Source organism: Archangium sp. (assembly GCF_036388035.1).
Taxonomy (GTDB): domain Bacteria; phylum Myxococcota; class Myxococcia; order Myxococcales; family Myxococcaceae; genus Archangium.
Genome location: NZ_DASVSO010000729.1, coordinates 1 through 16,044 on the forward strand (window position 1 = coordinate 1; position 16,044 = coordinate 16,044).

Annotated in this window: 14 protein-coding genes and 2 tRNA genes; 15 read left to right on the top strand and 1 reads right to left on the bottom strand. The window is 68.4% G+C overall.

The window, feature by feature from the left end:
• Positions 1–115 precede the first annotated feature (115 nt).
• From VF697_RS29985 to VF697_RS30055, 15 genes are all read left to right on the top strand, one after another.
• Positions 116–188: transfer RNA gene (locus VF697_RS29985), tRNA-Lys, on the top strand.
• 106 nt (positions 189–294) lie between these two features.
• Positions 295–376: transfer RNA gene (locus VF697_RS29990), tRNA-Leu, on the top strand.
• A 124-nt stretch (positions 377–500) separates the two neighbouring features.
• Entirely contained in the window at positions 501–1,781 is a 1,281-nt protein-coding gene (tig, locus tag VF697_RS29995) for a trigger factor (protein ID WP_331100249.1), read from the top strand.
• 36 nt (positions 1,782–1,817) lie between these two features.
• The gene (gene clpP / locus VF697_RS30000; protein WP_331100250.1) at positions 1,818–2,438 is read left to right on the top strand and encodes an ATP-dependent Clp endopeptidase proteolytic subunit ClpP; all 621 of its coding nucleotides are present in this window, start codon (positions 1,818–1,820) and stop codon (positions 2,436–2,438) included.
• Between the two features lie 209 nt (positions 2,439–2,647).
• Positions 2,648–3,928 (top strand): ATP-dependent Clp protease ATP-binding subunit ClpX, encoded by a 1,281-nt coding sequence (clpX, locus tag VF697_RS30005; protein ID WP_331100251.1) that lies wholly within the window; start codon positions 2,648–2,650, stop codon positions 3,926–3,928.
• A gap of 112 nt (positions 3,929–4,040) precedes the next feature.
• Positions 4,041–6,119: a prolyl oligopeptidase family serine peptidase gene (locus VF697_RS30010; protein WP_331100253.1), complete on the top strand. Its 2,079-nt coding sequence runs from the start codon at positions 4,041–4,043 to the stop codon at positions 6,117–6,119.
• 197 nt (positions 6,120–6,316) lie between these two features.
• A complete protein-coding gene (gene lon, locus VF697_RS30015; RefSeq protein ID WP_331100254.1) occupies positions 6,317–8,758 on the top strand; it encodes an endopeptidase La in 2,442 nt (813 codons plus the stop codon).
• A gap of 176 nt (positions 8,759–8,934) precedes the next feature.
• Entirely contained in the window at positions 8,935–10,629 is a 1,695-nt protein-coding gene (locus VF697_RS30020) for a peptide ABC transporter substrate-binding protein (RefSeq protein WP_414641357.1), read from the top strand.
• A 3-nt stretch (positions 10,630–10,632) separates the two neighbouring features.
• A complete protein-coding gene (locus VF697_RS30025) occupies positions 10,633–11,517 on the top strand; it encodes an ABC transporter permease (protein WP_331100256.1) in 885 nt (294 codons plus the stop codon).
• Positions 11,514–12,329, top strand: a complete 816-nt coding sequence (locus tag VF697_RS30030; protein WP_331100257.1) for an ABC transporter permease — start codon at positions 11,514–11,516, stop codon at positions 12,327–12,329. The genes VF697_RS30025 and VF697_RS30030 overlap by 4 nt, the downstream gene beginning before the upstream one ends.
• 100 nt (positions 12,330–12,429) lie before the next feature.
• Positions 12,430–12,885: a response regulator gene (locus VF697_RS30035; RefSeq protein ID WP_331100259.1), complete on the top strand. Its 456-nt coding sequence runs from the start codon at positions 12,430–12,432 to the stop codon at positions 12,883–12,885.
• A gap of 58 nt (positions 12,886–12,943) precedes the next feature.
• The gene (locus VF697_RS30040) at positions 12,944–13,489 is read left to right on the top strand and encodes a YqgE/AlgH family protein (protein WP_331100261.1); all 546 of its coding nucleotides are present in this window, start codon (positions 12,944–12,946) and stop codon (positions 13,487–13,489) included.
• The gene (locus VF697_RS30045) at positions 13,489–13,746 is read left to right on the top strand and encodes a BolA family protein (protein ID WP_331100263.1); all 258 of its coding nucleotides are present in this window, start codon (positions 13,489–13,491) and stop codon (positions 13,744–13,746) included. Before VF697_RS30040 ends, VF697_RS30045 begins: the two co-directional genes overlap by 1 nt.
• Before the next feature lie 13 nt (positions 13,747–13,759).
• A complete protein-coding gene (gene grxD, locus VF697_RS30050; RefSeq protein ID WP_331100265.1) occupies positions 13,760–14,080 on the top strand; it encodes a Grx4 family monothiol glutaredoxin in 321 nt (106 codons plus the stop codon).
• A gap of 77 nt (positions 14,081–14,157) precedes the next feature.
• Positions 14,158–15,312: a DUF2914 domain-containing protein gene (locus tag VF697_RS30055; protein WP_331100267.1), complete on the top strand. Its 1,155-nt coding sequence runs from the start codon at positions 14,158–14,160 to the stop codon at positions 15,310–15,312.
• Here the strand turns inward: VF697_RS30055 and VF697_RS30060 are convergent.
• On the bottom strand, positions 15,309–16,044 hold a 736-nt coding region (locus VF697_RS30060; protein ID WP_331100268.1), incomplete at its 5' end, for a nucleotide disphospho-sugar-binding domain-containing protein. The two genes, VF697_RS30055 and VF697_RS30060, sit on opposite strands and share 4 nt — an antisense overlap.

Consider the following 16,044-nt stretch of genomic DNA (forward strand, 5'->3'; position numbering starts at 1 on the left):
GGGGCGTGGAGGGGTTGCGGAGCGGTTCGAAAAAAAGCATTTGACGTGGACGGCGAGGCCTCGTACAAGCCGTCCCCGTCGACGCGCGGTGACGAACCGCCGGCGGCAAAGAGTCGGGAGCGTAGCTCAATTGGCAGAGCAATGGACTCTTAATCCATAGGTTGTGGGTTCGATTCCCTCCGCTCTCATCGCCGGGGCCCCTTCAGCAATGAAGGGGCCCCGGTTTGTTTTTGGGGCCCTGGATTCGCATGTTCCGGGCTCCGGTTTTCGAGGTAGAACGCACGGAGTGCGCCCGGGCGGGTGGCGGAACTGGTAGACGCGCCAGACTTAGGATCTGGTACCGAAAGGTGTGAGGGTTCGAGTCCCTCCTCGCCCATTCTGGCCATTTCGCGTTGACCGGGCCGGGCCTATCTCCTAAAGGCGCACGTCCCACATCTTCACCGTCTTCACCCATTCGACACGCCGGCGTTCACCTTGTGCCCGGCGCGAACGAGGCACCCATGAAGGTCCAGGTCGAGGAGCTCTCTCCCGTCGAGAAGAAGCTCTCCATCGAGGTTGAGAACGCCCGCGTGGTCGAGGAACTCACCCGCGCGTATGCCGCGCTCGGCAAGCAGGTGAAGCTGCCGGGCTTCCGCCAGGGCAAGGTGCCCCGCCGCATCCTGGAGCAGCGCTTCCGCGAGCAGGTGGAGGACGAGGTCATCCAGCGCGTGGTGCAGAACGCCTGGCTGGAGGCCGTCCGGGAGCACCAGGTGGAGGCGGTGGCGCCTCCCCAGGTGACGAACAACTCCGGCCTCAAGGCCGACGGGCCCTTCTCCTTCGAGGCCCGCGTCGAGGTGAAGCCCAAGGTGGAGGCCAAGGACTACCAGGGCCTGCCGCTCACCCGCCCCGACACGCAGGTGGCCGACAAGGACGTGGAGGACCGGCTGGAGCAGGTGCGCCAGAGCATGGCCCGCCTGGAGCCCGTGGAGGGCCGCGACGTGGCCCAGACGGGTGACTTCGCCACCGTGGACTACGTGGCCACCGTGGACGGCAAGGAGTTCCCCGGCAGCAAGGCCGAGGGCGTCACCGTGGAGATCACCGCCGGCGAGTTGGTGGAGTCCAACGTCGCCGCCCTCGAGGGCGCCAAGGTCGGTGAGTCCAAGGAGATCGACTACACCTTCCCGGCCGACTATCGGGTGGAGGACGTCAAGGGCAAGACGGCCCGCTTCAAGTTCGACGTCAAGGCCCTGAAGAAGAAGGTCGTCCCCGAGCTCAACGACGACTTCGCCAAGGAGACGGGCGAGGCCCAGACGCTCGAGGAGCTGCGCACCAAGGTCCGCACGGACCTGGAGACGGGCAAGCGCACCAAGGCCCAGGGGGAGGAGCGCGCCGCCCTCCTCAAGGCCCTCATCGAGCGCAACGCCTTCGAGGTGCCCAAGTCCATGGTGGAGCGCACCATCGACAACATGCTGGAGAACCGGCTGCGCGCCATGGCCCGCATGGGCATGGACCCCCGTCAGCTCAACCTCGACTTCAACCGGCTGCGCGAGGACCTGCGTGAGGAGGCCCTCCAGGAGGTGAAGGGCGCGCTCCTCATCGAGGCGATTGCTCAGAAGGAGAACATCCAGGCCTCCGACGAGGACGTGGAGAAGAAGATCGAGGAGCTGGCCAAGGAGGCCAACCAGGCCGTCGCCGTCGTCCGCAAGTACTTCAAGGGCCCGCAGGAGCGTCAGGGGTTGAGCCTCCGACTCCGCGAAGAAAAGACGATTGAATTCCTGAAGGGTCAGGCGAAGTATTCCTAAGGCGGTTTACTCCTTCGGACCCTTCGCGAGGTTGTCATGCCCTTCATGCCCGTTCCCTACGTCATCGAGCAGACCCACCGTGGGGAGCGCTCGTACGACATCTACAGCCGGCTCCTGAAGGACCGGATCGTCATGTTGGGCACGGAGATCGACGATGACGTGGCCAACGTCATCGTCGCCCAGCTCCTGTTCCTGGAGTCCGAGGACCCGGACAAGGACATCAACCTCTACATCAACTCGCCGGGCGGGTCGGTGACGGCGGGCCTCGCCATCTACGACACCATGCAGTACGTGAAGCCCAACGTGTCCACCATCTGCGTGGGGCAGGCGGCCTCCATGGGGGCCGTGCTCCTGCTGGCCGGGGCCAAGGGCAAGCGCTACGCCCTGCCCAGCGCGCGCATCATGATCCACCAGCCGCTCGGTGGGGTGCGCGGCCAGGCGACCGACATCGAAATCCAGGCCAAGGAAATCCTGAGGATGCGCTCCAAGCTCAACGAGCTCATCGTCAAGCACACCGGCCAGGCCATCGAGCGTGTCGAGAAGGACACGGATCGCGACTACTTCATGGGGGCCACCGAGGCGAAGGCCTACGGCATCCTCGATGAGGTGCAGATTCCCCGGAAGCCGGTCGCGGCTCCTCCGGGCGAGCGCAAGTAGGACGCCCCGCTGACGGGGCATACGGGCCGGAGTCGCGGGGAATGCTGCACCGCGTCTCCGGCTTCTGTTTTCTGCGCCGGATGTTTTGGGGTGTTAAGTACCCCGCAGGCGCGTGGACGCCCCCGAGGGGGGCTGACTAGATTGGCTGTGGGTAGGGGGGCGGGCCGGTTGGGGAGCGCACCTCCAGGCAGTCGCAGCGAGGGCCATACATGGCGGGCAAGAACGTGGAGAAGCGAGACAACCAGTCCCTCTGCTGTTCCTTCTGCGGCAAGTCGCAGAAAGAGGTGAAGAAGCTCATCGCGGGACCGACGGTCTACATCTGCGACGAGTGCATTGGGCTGTGCAACGACATCATCGCGGAGGAGATCGATCGCGAGGAGACCAAGGACACCAAGCTGAGGATTCCTCGGCCCAGTGAGATCAAGGCCATCCTCGACGAGTACGTGATCGGCCAGGAGCGGGCCAAGAAGGTCCTCTCGGTGGCGGTGCACAACCACTACAAGCGCATCGAGTCCAAGGTGCAGATGGACGACGTGGAGCTGCAGAAGAGCAACATCCTTCTGCTCGGCCCCACCGGCAGCGGCAAGACGCTGCTGGCGCAGACGCTCGCGCGCATCCTCAACGTGCCCTTCACCATCGCGGACGCCACGTGCCTCACCGAGGCCGGCTACGTGGGTGAGGACGTCGAGAACATCATCGTCAACCTGCTCCAGGCGGCCGACCACGACATCGAGCGGGCCCAGCGCGGCATCGTCTACATCGACGAGATCGACAAGATCGCCCGCAAGTCGGAGAACCCCTCCATCACCCGCGACGTGTCGGGCGAGGGCGTTCAGCAGGCCCTGCTGAAGATCATCGAGGGCACCGTCGCCAACGTGCCGCCCAAGGGGGGCCGCAAGCACCCGCAGCAGGAGTTCCTGCAGGTGGACACGACGAACATCCTCTTCATCTGCGGCGGCGCCTTCGGCGGGCTGGAGCAGGTGATCGAGCGGCGGCTCGGCGGTCGCAGCCTGGGCTTCGGCGCGGACATCCAGTCCAAGAAGCAGCGCAACCTCACCGAGCTGCTCAAGCACGTGGAGCCCGAGGACCTGCTGAAGTTCGGCATGATCCCCGAGTTCATCGGCCGTCTGCCGATCGTCACGGCGCTCGAGGAGCTGGACGAGTCCTCGCTGGTGAACATCCTCAGCCAGCCGAAGAACGCGCTGACCAAGCAGTACAAGAAGCTCTTCGACCTGGACGGCATCTCGCTGAAGTTCACGGACGGGGCGCTCAAGGCCATTGCCTCCGAGGCCATCCGCCGCAAGGCCGGAGCGCGCGGTCTGCGCTCCATCCTGGAGAGCGCGATGCTGGACGTGATGTACGAGCTGCCCTCGCGCAAGACGGCGCGCGAGGTCGTCATCTCCGAGGAGGTCATCCTCAAGAAGAGCGAGCCGGTGGTGCTCCACTCCCAGGACAACAAGGAGACGGAGCCCAAGAAGGAGAGCGCCTAGCGCCTCCGCGTCCGGCCCTCCGGCTGAACGGCGCCCCCGCCTGTCCCCCTTTTCTCGTGGGACGGCCGGGGGCGTCGCCTTCTGTGCTCTCACACCGATGGAGACGAAGCGGATGAACCGACCAGCCACGCGCGCCGAGGCGGTGGTGGACACGCTGCACGGGGTGGAGGTGCCGGACCCGTACCGGTGGCTCGAGGACGAGAAGTCCCCCGAGGTGCAGGCCTGGATGAAGGCGCAGGATGCCTTCACCCGCGAGCACCTCGCGCGCTTCCCGGGGCGCGAGGCGCTCAAGCAGCGCTTCGCCGAGCTCTTCTACGTGGAGTCCGTGTCCGCCCCCGCCGTGCGCGGCGACCGCTACTTCTACGTCCGCACCCACAAGGACAAGGAGAAGGCCGTCCTCTACTGGCGCCAGGGGGAGAAGGGCGAGGAGCGGGTGCTGCTCGACCCCAACACCTGGGACTCGGAGGGCAACACCGTGTCGCTGGGCATGTGGTCGCCCTCGTGGGATGGCCGCAAGCTGGCCTTCTCCCGCAAGCCCAACGCCGCCGACGAGGCCACCCTCCACGTGCTGGACGTGGACACCGGCACGTGGTCGGAGGTGGATGTCATCGAGGGCGCCAAGTATGCCTCCCCGAGCTGGACGCCGGACAACCAGTCTTTCTACTACGCGTGGCTGCCCACGGACCCCTCCATCCCCGTGGCCGAGCGGCCCGGCTACACCGAGCTGCGCCTGCACCGGCTGGGCACGGATCCCACGTCCGACCCCGTGGTGCACGAGCGCACCGGGGACCCGAAGACGTTCCTCAACGGCGGCGTCACCCGGGACGGCAAGTACCTCTTCGCCTACGTCACCCGCGGCTGGAGCGAGAACGACGTCTGGTGGAAGCGGGTGGGGGAGAAGGACTTCCGCCTCCTGGTGAAGGGCCAGGGCGCGAAGTACTCGGTGGACGTCTGGCAGGACTCCTTCTACGTCCTCACCGACGAGGGCGCCCCCATGGAGCGCGTCTTCAAGGTGTCGCCGGACAGGCCCGAGCGCTCGGCCTGGAAGGAGCTCGTCCCCGAGGACAAGACGGCCGCGCTCCAGGGCATCAACATCGTGGGCGGCCACCTGGCGCTGGCCTACTTGAAGGACGCCACCACCCGGGTGCGGCTGGTGACGCTCGAGGGCCAGCCGGTGCGCGACGTGGCGCTGCCGGGCGTGGGCGCGGCGAGCAACCTCTTCGGCCTGGAGGACCGGGACGAGGCCTGGTTCGTCTTCAGCTCCTTCAGCACCCCGCCGCAGGTCTACAAGACGTCCGTGGCCACCGGGCGGGTGGAGCTGTGGGCCCGGGTGGAGCTGCCCATCCATCCGGAGCGCTACACCGTCGAGCAGGTCTTCTGCCGCTCCAAGGACGGCACGCGGGTGCCCCTCTTCGTCGTCCACCGCAAGGACCTGAAGAAGGACGGCGACAATCCGGTGCTGCTCAACGGCTACGGCGGCTTCAACGTGAGCATGCTGCCGTCGTTCCGCTCGAGCATCTACCCCTGGCTGGACGCCGGCGGCGTGTACGTGGTGGCCAACCTGCGCGGGGGCGGCGAGTACGGCAAGGAGTGGCACGAGGCCGGTCGCCTGCACCGCAAGCAGAACGTCTTCGACGACTTCCACGCGGCGGCCGAGTTCCTCGTGCGCGAGGGCTACACCCGGCCGGAGAAGCTGGCCATCTCGGGTGGCAGCAACGGCGGCCTGCTGGTGGGGGCGGCGATGACCCAGCGGCCCGAGCTGTACGGGGCCGTGGTGTGCTCGGTGCCCCTGCTGGACATGGTGCGCTACCACCTGTTCGGCAGTGGCAAGACGTGGATTCCGGAGTACGGCACCGCGGAGAACCCCGAGGACTTCCGGGTGCTGCACGCCTACTCGCCCTACCACCACGTGAAGGCGGGCGTGCGCTACCCGGCCCTCCTGATGATGGCCGCCGACCACGACGATCGGGTCGACCCCTTGCATGCTCGCAAGTTCATTGCCGCGGTACAGAACGCGGGCCATGCGGCGCCCGCGCTGCTGCGGGTGGAGGCCAACGCGGGCCACGGCGGAGCGGATCAGGTGGCCAAGGCCATCGAGTCCATCGCGGACCTGTACTCCTTCCTCTTCTTGGCACTAGGCGTCCAAGCGGACACGCACGCATTCACGGCGAGCGTAACCCGGGGCCGCTAAAGCACCGGGCGGACACCCGACGGCCCCAGGGTGTTCCCTTGCTTGCAGGCCAACATTCCCCATCTTTCACCCGGGGAACGGCCGCCGAAGGGGCCGTGTTATAGAGACCGTCTTACCTGCCCACACTCTGGGTGTGCGGGCGGGCAACATTCCAGGGGCTTGCAACCTCGAGTGGCAAGCAGGCAGGTGGCGAATACATGTTCTTCGGACGAGACGACAAGAGGGATGCCCAGAAGCGTGGGAGCACGATTCCGCTCCTCCCGCTGCGCGACATCATCGTGTTTCCGCACATGGTGGTCCCGCTGTTCGTCGGCCGGGAGAAGTCCATCGCGGCGTTGAAGGACGCGATGGCCCACAAGGGCCCCGACGACAAGGCCGTCATCCTCCTGGCCGCCCAGAAGAAGGCCAAGACGAATGACCCGACGCCAGAGGACATCTTCCACTTCGGCACCATCGGGCACGTCATCCAGCTCCTCCCGCTGCCCGACGGCACCGTGAAAGTGCTCGTGGAGGGCGTGCGCCGGGCGAAGGTGAAGAAGTTCCAGCCCAACGACGCCTTCTTCATGGTGGAGGTGGAGGACGTCGAGGAGCAGAGCGAGAAGTCCGTGGAGCTCGAGGCGCTCGTGCGCAGCGTGCACTCGGTCTTCGAGGCCTTCGTCAAGCTCAACAAGCGCATTCCGCCCGAGATGCTCATGCAGGTGGCGAGCATCGATGACCCGGCGCGCCTGGCCGACACCATCGTCGCGCACCTCTCGCTCAAGCTGAACGACAAGCAGGCGCTGCTCGAGACCGAGAGCCCCGCCAAGCGGCTCGAGAAGCTCTACGAGCTGATGCAGGGTGAGATCGAGATACTGCAGGTCGAGAAGAAGATCCGCACCCGCGTCAAGAAGCAGATGGAGAAGACCCAGAAGGAGTACTACCTGAATGAGCAGATGCAGGCCATTCAGAAGGAGCTGGGTGAGCGCGACGAGTTCAAGAACGAGATCCAGGAGATCGAGGAGAAGCTCAAGAACAAGCGGATGAGCAAGGAGGCCACGCTCAAGGTCAAGAAGGAGCTGAAGAAGCTCCGGATGATGAGCCCGATGAGCGCCGAGGCCACCGTCGTTCGCAACTACATCGACTGGATCATCAGCCTCCCTTGGTACGAGGAGACCCAGGATCGCCTGGATGTCGTCGAGGCCGAGCGGGTGCTCAACGAGGACCACTACGGCCTCAAGCGCCCCAAGGAGCGCATCCTCGAGTACCTCGCCGTGCAGCAGCTGGTGAAGAAGCTCAAGGGCCCCGTGCTCTGCTTCGTCGGGCCTCCGGGCGTCGGCAAGACGTCGCTGGCGCGCTCCATCGCTCGGGCCACCGGCCGCAAGTTCGTGCGCCTGTCCCTGGGCGGCGTGCGGGACGAGGCGGAGATCCGCGGCCACCGGCGCACGTACATCGGCGCGATGCCGGGCAAGCTCATCCAGTCGCTGAAGAAGGCGGGCAGCAACAACCCCGTCTTCCTGCTCGATGAGATCGACAAGATGTCCACGGACTTCCGTGGCGACCCGAGCGCCGCGCTGCTCGAGGTGCTCGACCCCGAGCAGAACCACAACTTCAACGACCACTACCTCGACCTGGACTACGACCTGTCGAAGGTGATGTTCATCTGCACCGCGAACACGATGCACAACATCCCCGGTCCCCTCCAGGACCGCATGGAGGTCATCCGCATCGCCGGCTACACCGAGCCGGAGAAGCTGAACATCGCGCGGCGCTACCTCATCCCCAAGGAGCAGGAGGCCAACGGGCTCCTGGAGATGAAGATCGACATCACCAACGACGCGCTGCGGACCATCATCCACCGCTACACGCGCGAGTCGGGCGTGCGCTCGCTGGAGCGTGAGATCGGCGGCGTGTACCGCAAGATCGCTCGCGACATCCTGAAGAACGGCAAGCGCGACATCGTGGTCGATCGCAAGCAGGCGATGAAGTACCTGGGCACCCCGCGCTTCCGCTACGGCGTGGCCGAGCGCGAGGACCAGGTGGGCATCGTCACGGGTCTGGCCTGGACGGAGATGGGCGGAGAGATCCTCACCACCGAGGCCACGGTGATGCCGGGCAAGGGCAAGCTCATCATCACCGGCAAGCTGGGCGAGGTGATGCAGGAGTCGGCCCAGGCCGCCATGTCGTACGTGCGCTCGCGCGCCGAGCGGTTCGGCATCGACCGCAAGATGTTCGAGAACTACGACATCCACGTGCACCTGCCCGAGGGCGCGATTCCCAAGGACGGTCCGTCGGCCGGTGTGACCATGTGCACCGCGCTCGTGTCCGCGCTCACCCGCGTCCAGGTGCGCAAGGACGTGGCCATGACGGGTGAGATCACCCTGCGCGGCCGCGTGCTGCCCATCGGCGGCCTCAAGGAGAAGACCCTGGCCGCCCACCGCGCGGGCATCAAGACGGTCCTCATCCCCAAGGCCAACAAGAAGGACCTGAAGGACATCCCGAAGAAGATCCGCAGCCAGCTGCGCATCGTCCCCGTGGAGTTCGTGGACGAGGTGCTGCGCGAGGCGCTGGTCCTCGAGAAGCCCGAGGAGTTCGGCCGCAGGTCGGAGTCGAGCAAGGGCTCGGACATGGCGGGCAACCCGACGGCTGGCGCTCCGGCGTAGCGGGTCGAGCGCTGAAGTGATTCACGGGCCCCGGAGAGTGCTCTCCGGGGCCCGTTGTCTTTGGGGGCAACCTGGGAGGCGAGGCACCCTCGCCCCGTTCCTCTTCCGGGGGGAGAGGGGAGGGGGGCGCACGCGGGACCCCACGGGCCCCGGTCGACGCGATACAACCCCTCCCGGTGGCTCTCCGCGCTCGCTTCCCCCGACTCGCCCTGGTGCTCGCCCTGGTGCTCGCGGCCGGGGCCTGTGGCCCGTGCGGCTTCCAGCCCGACCCGGGGGTGAAGGTCGTCGTCCCCGCGATGCCCACCACGCTCGACTGGAGCTACTCGGACCCCAATAGCTGGGCCAACTACCCCGTCATGCTCGCCACCCAGCGCGGGCTCACCACGCTCGGGCCCGACCACTCCGTCCGGCCCGGGCTCGCCGAGCGCTGGGAGCGCTCCCGCACCGCCGAGGGCCTCGAGGTCTACACCTTCCACCTCCGCCAGGACGTGCGCTGGTCCGATGGGGTGACGCCCCTCTCCGCCCAGGACTTCGTCCTCGGCTGGCACCGCGCCCTCCAGGGCCGCGAGCGCGGGGAGCTGGGTGACCTCCTCGGTGCCGACGAGGTGCTCGCCCTCCAGGACCAGGGCGCCCCCGCCGAGCGGGTGAAGGCCGCCCTCGCTCGCGTGGGCGTCGAGGCGGTGGATTCACACACCCTGCGCGTCACCCTCGCGCGGCCTCGCAGCTACTTTCTCGCCCGCCTTGCCAACGTCTACCTCTTCTTCCCCACGCCCTCCGTGGACCTCGCCGGCAGGTCCGAGGACGCGGTGCAGGACTACTTCGACCGGCCCCGGGAGGGCCGGCCCCTCGCGCTCGGCCCGTACCGCGTGGAGCGCTGGGACCGCGCCGGTGAGCGCGTGCGGCTCGTCCACAACCCGCACTCCGCCTTCCAGCCGGCGCTCGAGCCCGGGGAGCGCCCCGCGCCCGTCCTCACCCTCCTGAAGTCGGAGATCGGCCCCGCCCTCTACGAGCGTGGCCGGGTGGACTTCGTCTTCGTGGACAGCGCGGTGGCCCTCCAGGGGCGGCGCCCGGATGACCTCCAGCGCGAGCCGCTGCTCTCCACCTACTTCCTCGCCTTCAACACCGAGCGTCCCCCGCTCGACCGGCCCGAGGTGCGCCGGGCCCTCGCGCGGGCCATTGATCGCGAGGCGCTCATGAAGGGCCTGCTGCCCGCCGCGCGCCCCAGCCACGTCTTCCTCCCGCCCGAGCTGCCCGGTGCCGCCACCCCCGAGGACGCCGCGCGCCTGCCCCACTTCGAGCCCCAGCGGGCCCGTGAGGCGCTGGCCGGGGTGCCCGGCCTGGACCGGCCGCTGCGGCTCCTCTACCGCTCGGGGGACTCCTTCGTGCCCGAGGTGGCCATCGCCGAGCGCCTGGTCGCGCAATTCGCCGCCGTGGGCGTGCGGGTGACGGTGGATGCCCGCTCGGACTTCTCCGCCGAGGTGGCGCGCCGCACGCCCGAGGGTCCTCGGGCCTACGACCTGTACCTGCGCCGGCTGGGCGCGGACTACGCGCACCCCAACACCTTCTTCACCCTCTTCGAGCGCAACGGACTCCACCAGACGGGCTGGGAGACGCAGAAGGGCGGCGAGCCCATGGACCGCTTCGAGAAGCTGCTCGACGAGGCGGATGCCGAGCCCGATGAGGTCCGCTCGCGCGCCCTCTATTCGCAAGCGCAGGCGGTGCTCCTCGACGAGATGGCCGTCATCGCGCCGCTGTACCACCCGGACCGTTACTTCCGGACGCGGGCCTCCCTGCACGGCGTGGACGTGGACCCCTTCAACTTCCTCTCCCTGCGCGAGCTGCGCCTGGGGCCTCCCGCGGAGGGGCGCTGAGCCATGTCTCCCGCGCTCCTCCGCATCGGCCGGCAACTGGTGCTCGTGCCCATCGTCGCGCTCGCGTCCTACTTCCTCATGGCCGCGCTGCCGCTGACGACCGAGGACGAGTCCAAGCGGCAGGTGTCCCCCGAGGTGCTCGCCTCCTACCGGAAGGACCTCGGCCTGGGGCAGCCGCTCGGCTTCCTCCGCCCGTGGCAGAAGCTCTTCGCCGGCCAGCGGTTGGGCACCAGTGCCCAGGGTGTCACTGGAGATGAGTTGCTCCTCAAGCTCTCCGGCAGCGTGGGCGTGGGACTCGTGGCCCTGGTGCTCGCGCTCGGGTGGGCCCTGGCCTTCGCGCTGCTGCGGGCCCGCTGGCGACGCGGCCGGCTGTCCGTGCTCGGAGATGCGATTCCGGCCGTGGCCTTCGGCACGCCCGTCTTCATCCCCGCGCTGCTGCTCGCGCCCGCCGTGGTGGAGCGCGGACACCTGCTGCCCGAGCTGTGCGCCGCGCTCGTCATCTCCGTCTGGCCGGGCATCTTCCTCGGCACGCTGGTGGCGGATGCGCTGGAGACGGAGCTGGCCCGGGACTACGTGCGCACCGCGCTCAGCAAGGGCCTGCCGCCGCGCGCCGTGCTGTGGCGCCACGTGCTGCCCAACGTGCTCCCCGCGCTGCTGGACGCCGTGGGGCCCGTGGCCACCGCGCTCCTCGCCGGCTCCTTCGCCGCCGAGCGCGTCTTCGGCCTGCCGTACTTCGGCCAGCTCTACGTGCTCGCCGTGCTGCAGAAGCAGGTGGCCGTGGTGGTGGTGGCCACCACCGTCTTCGCCTCGCTGCTCGTCGTCGTCGGCATGGCGGTGGAGTTCGTGCGCCTCCTCGTGGACCCGAGGGCGCGGGAGGCTCGAACATGAGCGTCCACCGGGTACCCACGCGGGCCTGGGTAGGCCTCGGGCTGCTCGTGGGCCTGGGCCTCACGAGCTGGCTCGCCGCCCGCGTCTTCCCCGAGGAGCTCGCCCGCACCTGCCCCAAGGGCATGGACCCCACGCGACCCGACCGCACCGTGTGCGAGCTGGCCTTCGGGGGCCTCTGGGTCTCCCTGGCCATCGGGCTCGTCGCCGGTGCCCTGTCCACCGCGGTGGGGCTCTCCGTGGCCATGTTGGCCCGGGCCGCCGGAGACACGGTGGAGCACTGGGTGCTGCGCGCGGTGGACGCCGTCTTCGCGCTGCCGGACGTGCTGGTGGTGATGGTGCTCCAGCTCGCCGGCCAGTCGATGCTGGACGCGGGCCAGGCGGGGGGATTGGGGCCCTTCGGGCTCATGGTGGTGTCCCTGGCCCTGGTGGGCTGGGCGGGGCCGGCGCGCATGTTCCGCAACCGCCTCGCCACGCTGGAGGGCCAGGAGTTCATCGCCGCCTCGCGCGCCCTGGGCGCCGGCCGGTGGCACCTGTTGCGCGTCCACCTCTGGCCCGCGCTGCGCCCCTTCGTGCTGGCCGTCTTCCTCAGCCGCCTGCCCACCGCCATCCTCACCGAGTCCACCGTCAGCTTCTTCGGCATCGCCCGGATGGAGCCCATGTCGCTCGGCCGCTACCTCGGCACCAGCTACGCGGCCCTCATCTACGAGGGCGGCGCGCGCGTGGTGCTGCCCGCCTGGGGGCTGCTGGTCCTGCTGGTGCTCGGTGCCTCGCTTGCTTCCCAGGCACTCGGGGCCGGGCCGCGCCGTACCTGAGGGGGGCAGCGGCCCTCCCTGGCGGACGTTGTGGGTGTGGAATTCCGAGCATGGGGGTGGCCGTTGCCACCACACGAAACCTCTTGCCCGGGAATCCGACATGTCCATCGTCAACGAGGAGCTTCCCATCGCCACGGGTCATGCCCGTTCCGGGAAGCAGACCGACGACAACCTGAAGCTGGAGCCCGTGAAGGGCTCGGTGCTCATCGTCGAGGACGACCCCGCCCACCGCGAGCTGCTGGTGGAGCTGCTGACGCAGTGGGGGTACGCGCCGCTCCCGGTGGGCAGTGCCGAGGAGGCCGAGTTCGCCGTGCGCAACAAGCGCATGGACGCGGCCATCGTGGACGTCTTCCTCCCCGGCCGCAGCGGCACCAACCTCATGGCCCGCCTGCGCGAGAAGTTCCCCCAGTCCGTCCTCATCGGCGTGAGTGCCATGAGCGACGCGTCCATGGCGCGCAAGTGCAAGGGACTGGGCGCGGATCTGTTCATCGGCAAGCCGCTGGCGCCGGAGAAGTTGGCGCAGGCGCTCAAGTCCAGTCACCGGAGCTGGCACTGACGTCCGAGCGGGTACGAATCGGTTGCGCGGAGGGAGGGAAGGGCGGACACTTCCCTCTGTGCAGACACTTGCTCCCGGCTTCCTAGTGGCCATGCCCCAGTTGGGGGAATCGACCTTCCGGCGCTCGGTCGTCCTCATGCTCGAGCATGGGGACAACGGCTCCATGGGGCTGATCATCAACCGGGGCGCCTCGTTGACGCTGGGCGAATTGGCGAAGAACCAGTCCATCGGCATCTCCCCCGAGCGGGTGAGCCAGCTCGTCTTCATGGGCGGACCCGTGGAGCCCCATCGCGGCTTCGTCCTCCACGACGATGAGCGTGTGACGGAGAAGCACGAGGTGGTGCCCGGCCTCTTCCTCAGCCTCACCCTGGACACGCTGGGACCGCTGCTGATGGATCCCTCGCGCCACCTGCGCTTCTGCCTGGGCTACGCCGGCTGGGGCGCGGGGCAGCTGGAGAGCGAGCTTGCCTCCGGCTCCTGGCTCTACACCGAGGCGTCCGCACGTCCCGTGCTCGAAGGGGACCCGGGTCTGCTATGGGACAGCACCTTGAAGAGCATGGGCGTGGATCCCGCCATGCTCGCGAAGGGAAAGGGACTGAACTGATGCTCGACCCGAATGCCATCCGCCAGAGGATTCTCGGCGCGCTGCCCGGCTCGGAAGTGGACGTGAACGACACCACCGGCACCGGAGACCACTTCGAGGCGCGCGTGGTGAGCCCCTCCTTCTCCGGCAAGTCCATGGTGGAGCAGCACCAGATGGTGTACGCGCCCCTCCAGGACTGGCTGAAGACGGGCGAGCTGCACGCGCTCGCCCTCAAGACCTACTCGCCCGAGCAATGGAAGAAGCTCGGGTCTCGCTGACGAGGACGCCACGATGAATCCGAACCTGAAGGCCCGTTTCGACGAGGAGATCCGCAACCACAAGATCGTCCTCTTCATGAAGGGCAACGCGCTCTTCCCGCAGTGCGGCTTCTCCGCCCGGGCGCTGCAGATCCTCCAGCAGCACGGCGACGTGCACACGGTGGACGTGCTGGCCGACCCCGAGGTGCGCCAGGGCATCAAGGAGTACAGCAACTGGCCCACGATTCCCCAGGTGTTCATCAACGGGAAGTTCGTCGGGGGCTCGGACATCCTCATGGAGCTGGAGGAGCGGGGCGAGCTGGCCGACATGGTGTCTGGCAAGACGCCCGCCTGACCGTTTTGGCTACGGCAACACCGCGTACCCCCGAGGAGACGAGCGCCGCCCCCGAGCTCCCCCCGAGCCCGGAGCCGGTGGCGCTCGTCGCGGTCTCCGAGCCGCCCCGGCTGAAGGAGCGGGTGCGGGACTTCCGGGCCCGCTACGCGAAGTGGGAGCTGGCGCTCTTCTTCTTCGCGGGCTTCGCCTACGACATCCTCACGCTGCCGCGCATCGACAACCGGTTCCTGCTCACCAAGCAGGGCACGTACCTGGGCGTGCTGGGCCTGCTGCTGCTGGTGGAACTGCGCTGGAGCTGGGGCGTGGAGCCGCCGCGCTGGCTGGCCCGGGTGTGGCGCTTCCGTGAGGACGCGCTGCACTTCTTCCTCGGCGGCCTGCTGAGTCCCTACACGCTCTTCTATTTCAAGAGCGCCTCCGGGCTGACGGCCTTCCTGTTCCTCGCGGGCCTCTTCGGGCTGCTGGTGGTCAACGAGCTGCCGCGCTTCCGGGCGCGGGGGCCCCTGGTGCGCGTGGGGCTCTACAGCCTCTGCGTCACCTCGTATTTCGCCTACCTGCTGCCGGTGCTGCTCGGCTACTTCAGCGGGCGGCTGTTCGTGGCCGCGGTGGGCCTGTCCTGCATCGCCACCCTGTTCCTCACCCTGCTGGTGCGCGCGTGGAGCGGGGACCGGGGGCGCACGCTGCGGCACGTGGCCCTGCCGGGGCTCGGTGTGCAGGTGCTGCTGCTCGGGCTGTACGCGCTGAAGGCGATTCCCCCGGTGCCGCTGTCCATGCTCTCCAGCGGCATCTACCACGGCGTGGAGGTGGTGAAGGGCCCGAGGGGCAAGGACTACCGGCTGCTCCACGAGCGCTCCGACTGGAGGCTTTGGGAGCGCGGGGACCAGGACTTCCGCGCGCGTCCTGGCGACAAGGTCTACTTCTTCGCGAGCGTCTTCGCGCCCGGCAGCTTCAAGCCCCTGTCCGCGGGGGACCGGGGCACCCGGCTCGTCATCCGCTGGTCCTACGACGACGCGGAGAAGGGCTGGACGGAGTACCACGCCTACGGCGGCCTGTACCTGGAGCAGGGCGGGCGGGAGCGGGGCTACCGCACCTTCGCGTACGTGACGAACCCCCGGGCCGGCGACTGGCGCGTCTCCATGGAGACGGAGGACGGGCGGGAAATTGGCCGCGTGTCCTTCACCGTGACGCCCGACGACTCCACGGGGCCGCGCGAGTTCAAGGTGGACGCGGGTTAGCTGGCGGCCTGGCCGCGGCGAGCGGCGACGTATTGCTGGAGCGCATCGGCGGCGCGGCGGGGACCTCCGGCCTCCTGGAGGGCCGTGCGGAACTCGGAGACGCGCTCGCGGTAGCCCGCGTCCGTGTCGAGGCGCTCGACGAGGTCCCGCAGCACCTTGGGCTGGGTGGAGTCCGCGGGCGTGAGCTGCAAGCCCAGTCCCAGCTCGGCCACGCGGGAGGCATTGAGCAGCTGATCGAACATCAGGGGGAAGACGGCCAGCGGCACGCCGTGCCAGAGGCCCTCCATGGTGGAGTTCATGCCGGCGTGGGTGAGGAAGACGCGGGCGCGCTGGAGCACGTCGATCTGAGGGACGCGCTGGCGGACGATGAAGTTGGAGGGCGTGGGACCGAGCGAGGCGGGGTCGATCCACTTGCCGCAGGCCATCACCACCTGCCAGCGGGAGTCCCGGAAGGCCTCGAAGCAGGCCTTGTAGAAGTCGGGCCGCTGGTTCATGACCGTGGTGCCCAGCGAGATGAGCAACACGGGCTTGCCGTCGAGCTGCTCCAGGGGGAAGTCTCCCTGGTCATTGCGCGGGGGCATCGAGGGGCCGACGAACAGGAAGCGCTCGTCGAAGAGGTGGGCGTCGGGCTGGTACGAGCGGGGGACGGGGATGAGGTTCAGGTCCTCGACGGTCTTGAACGCATCGAGCATGCCCACACGCGGGAGGCCGTGACGCCAGTGGAGCACCTCG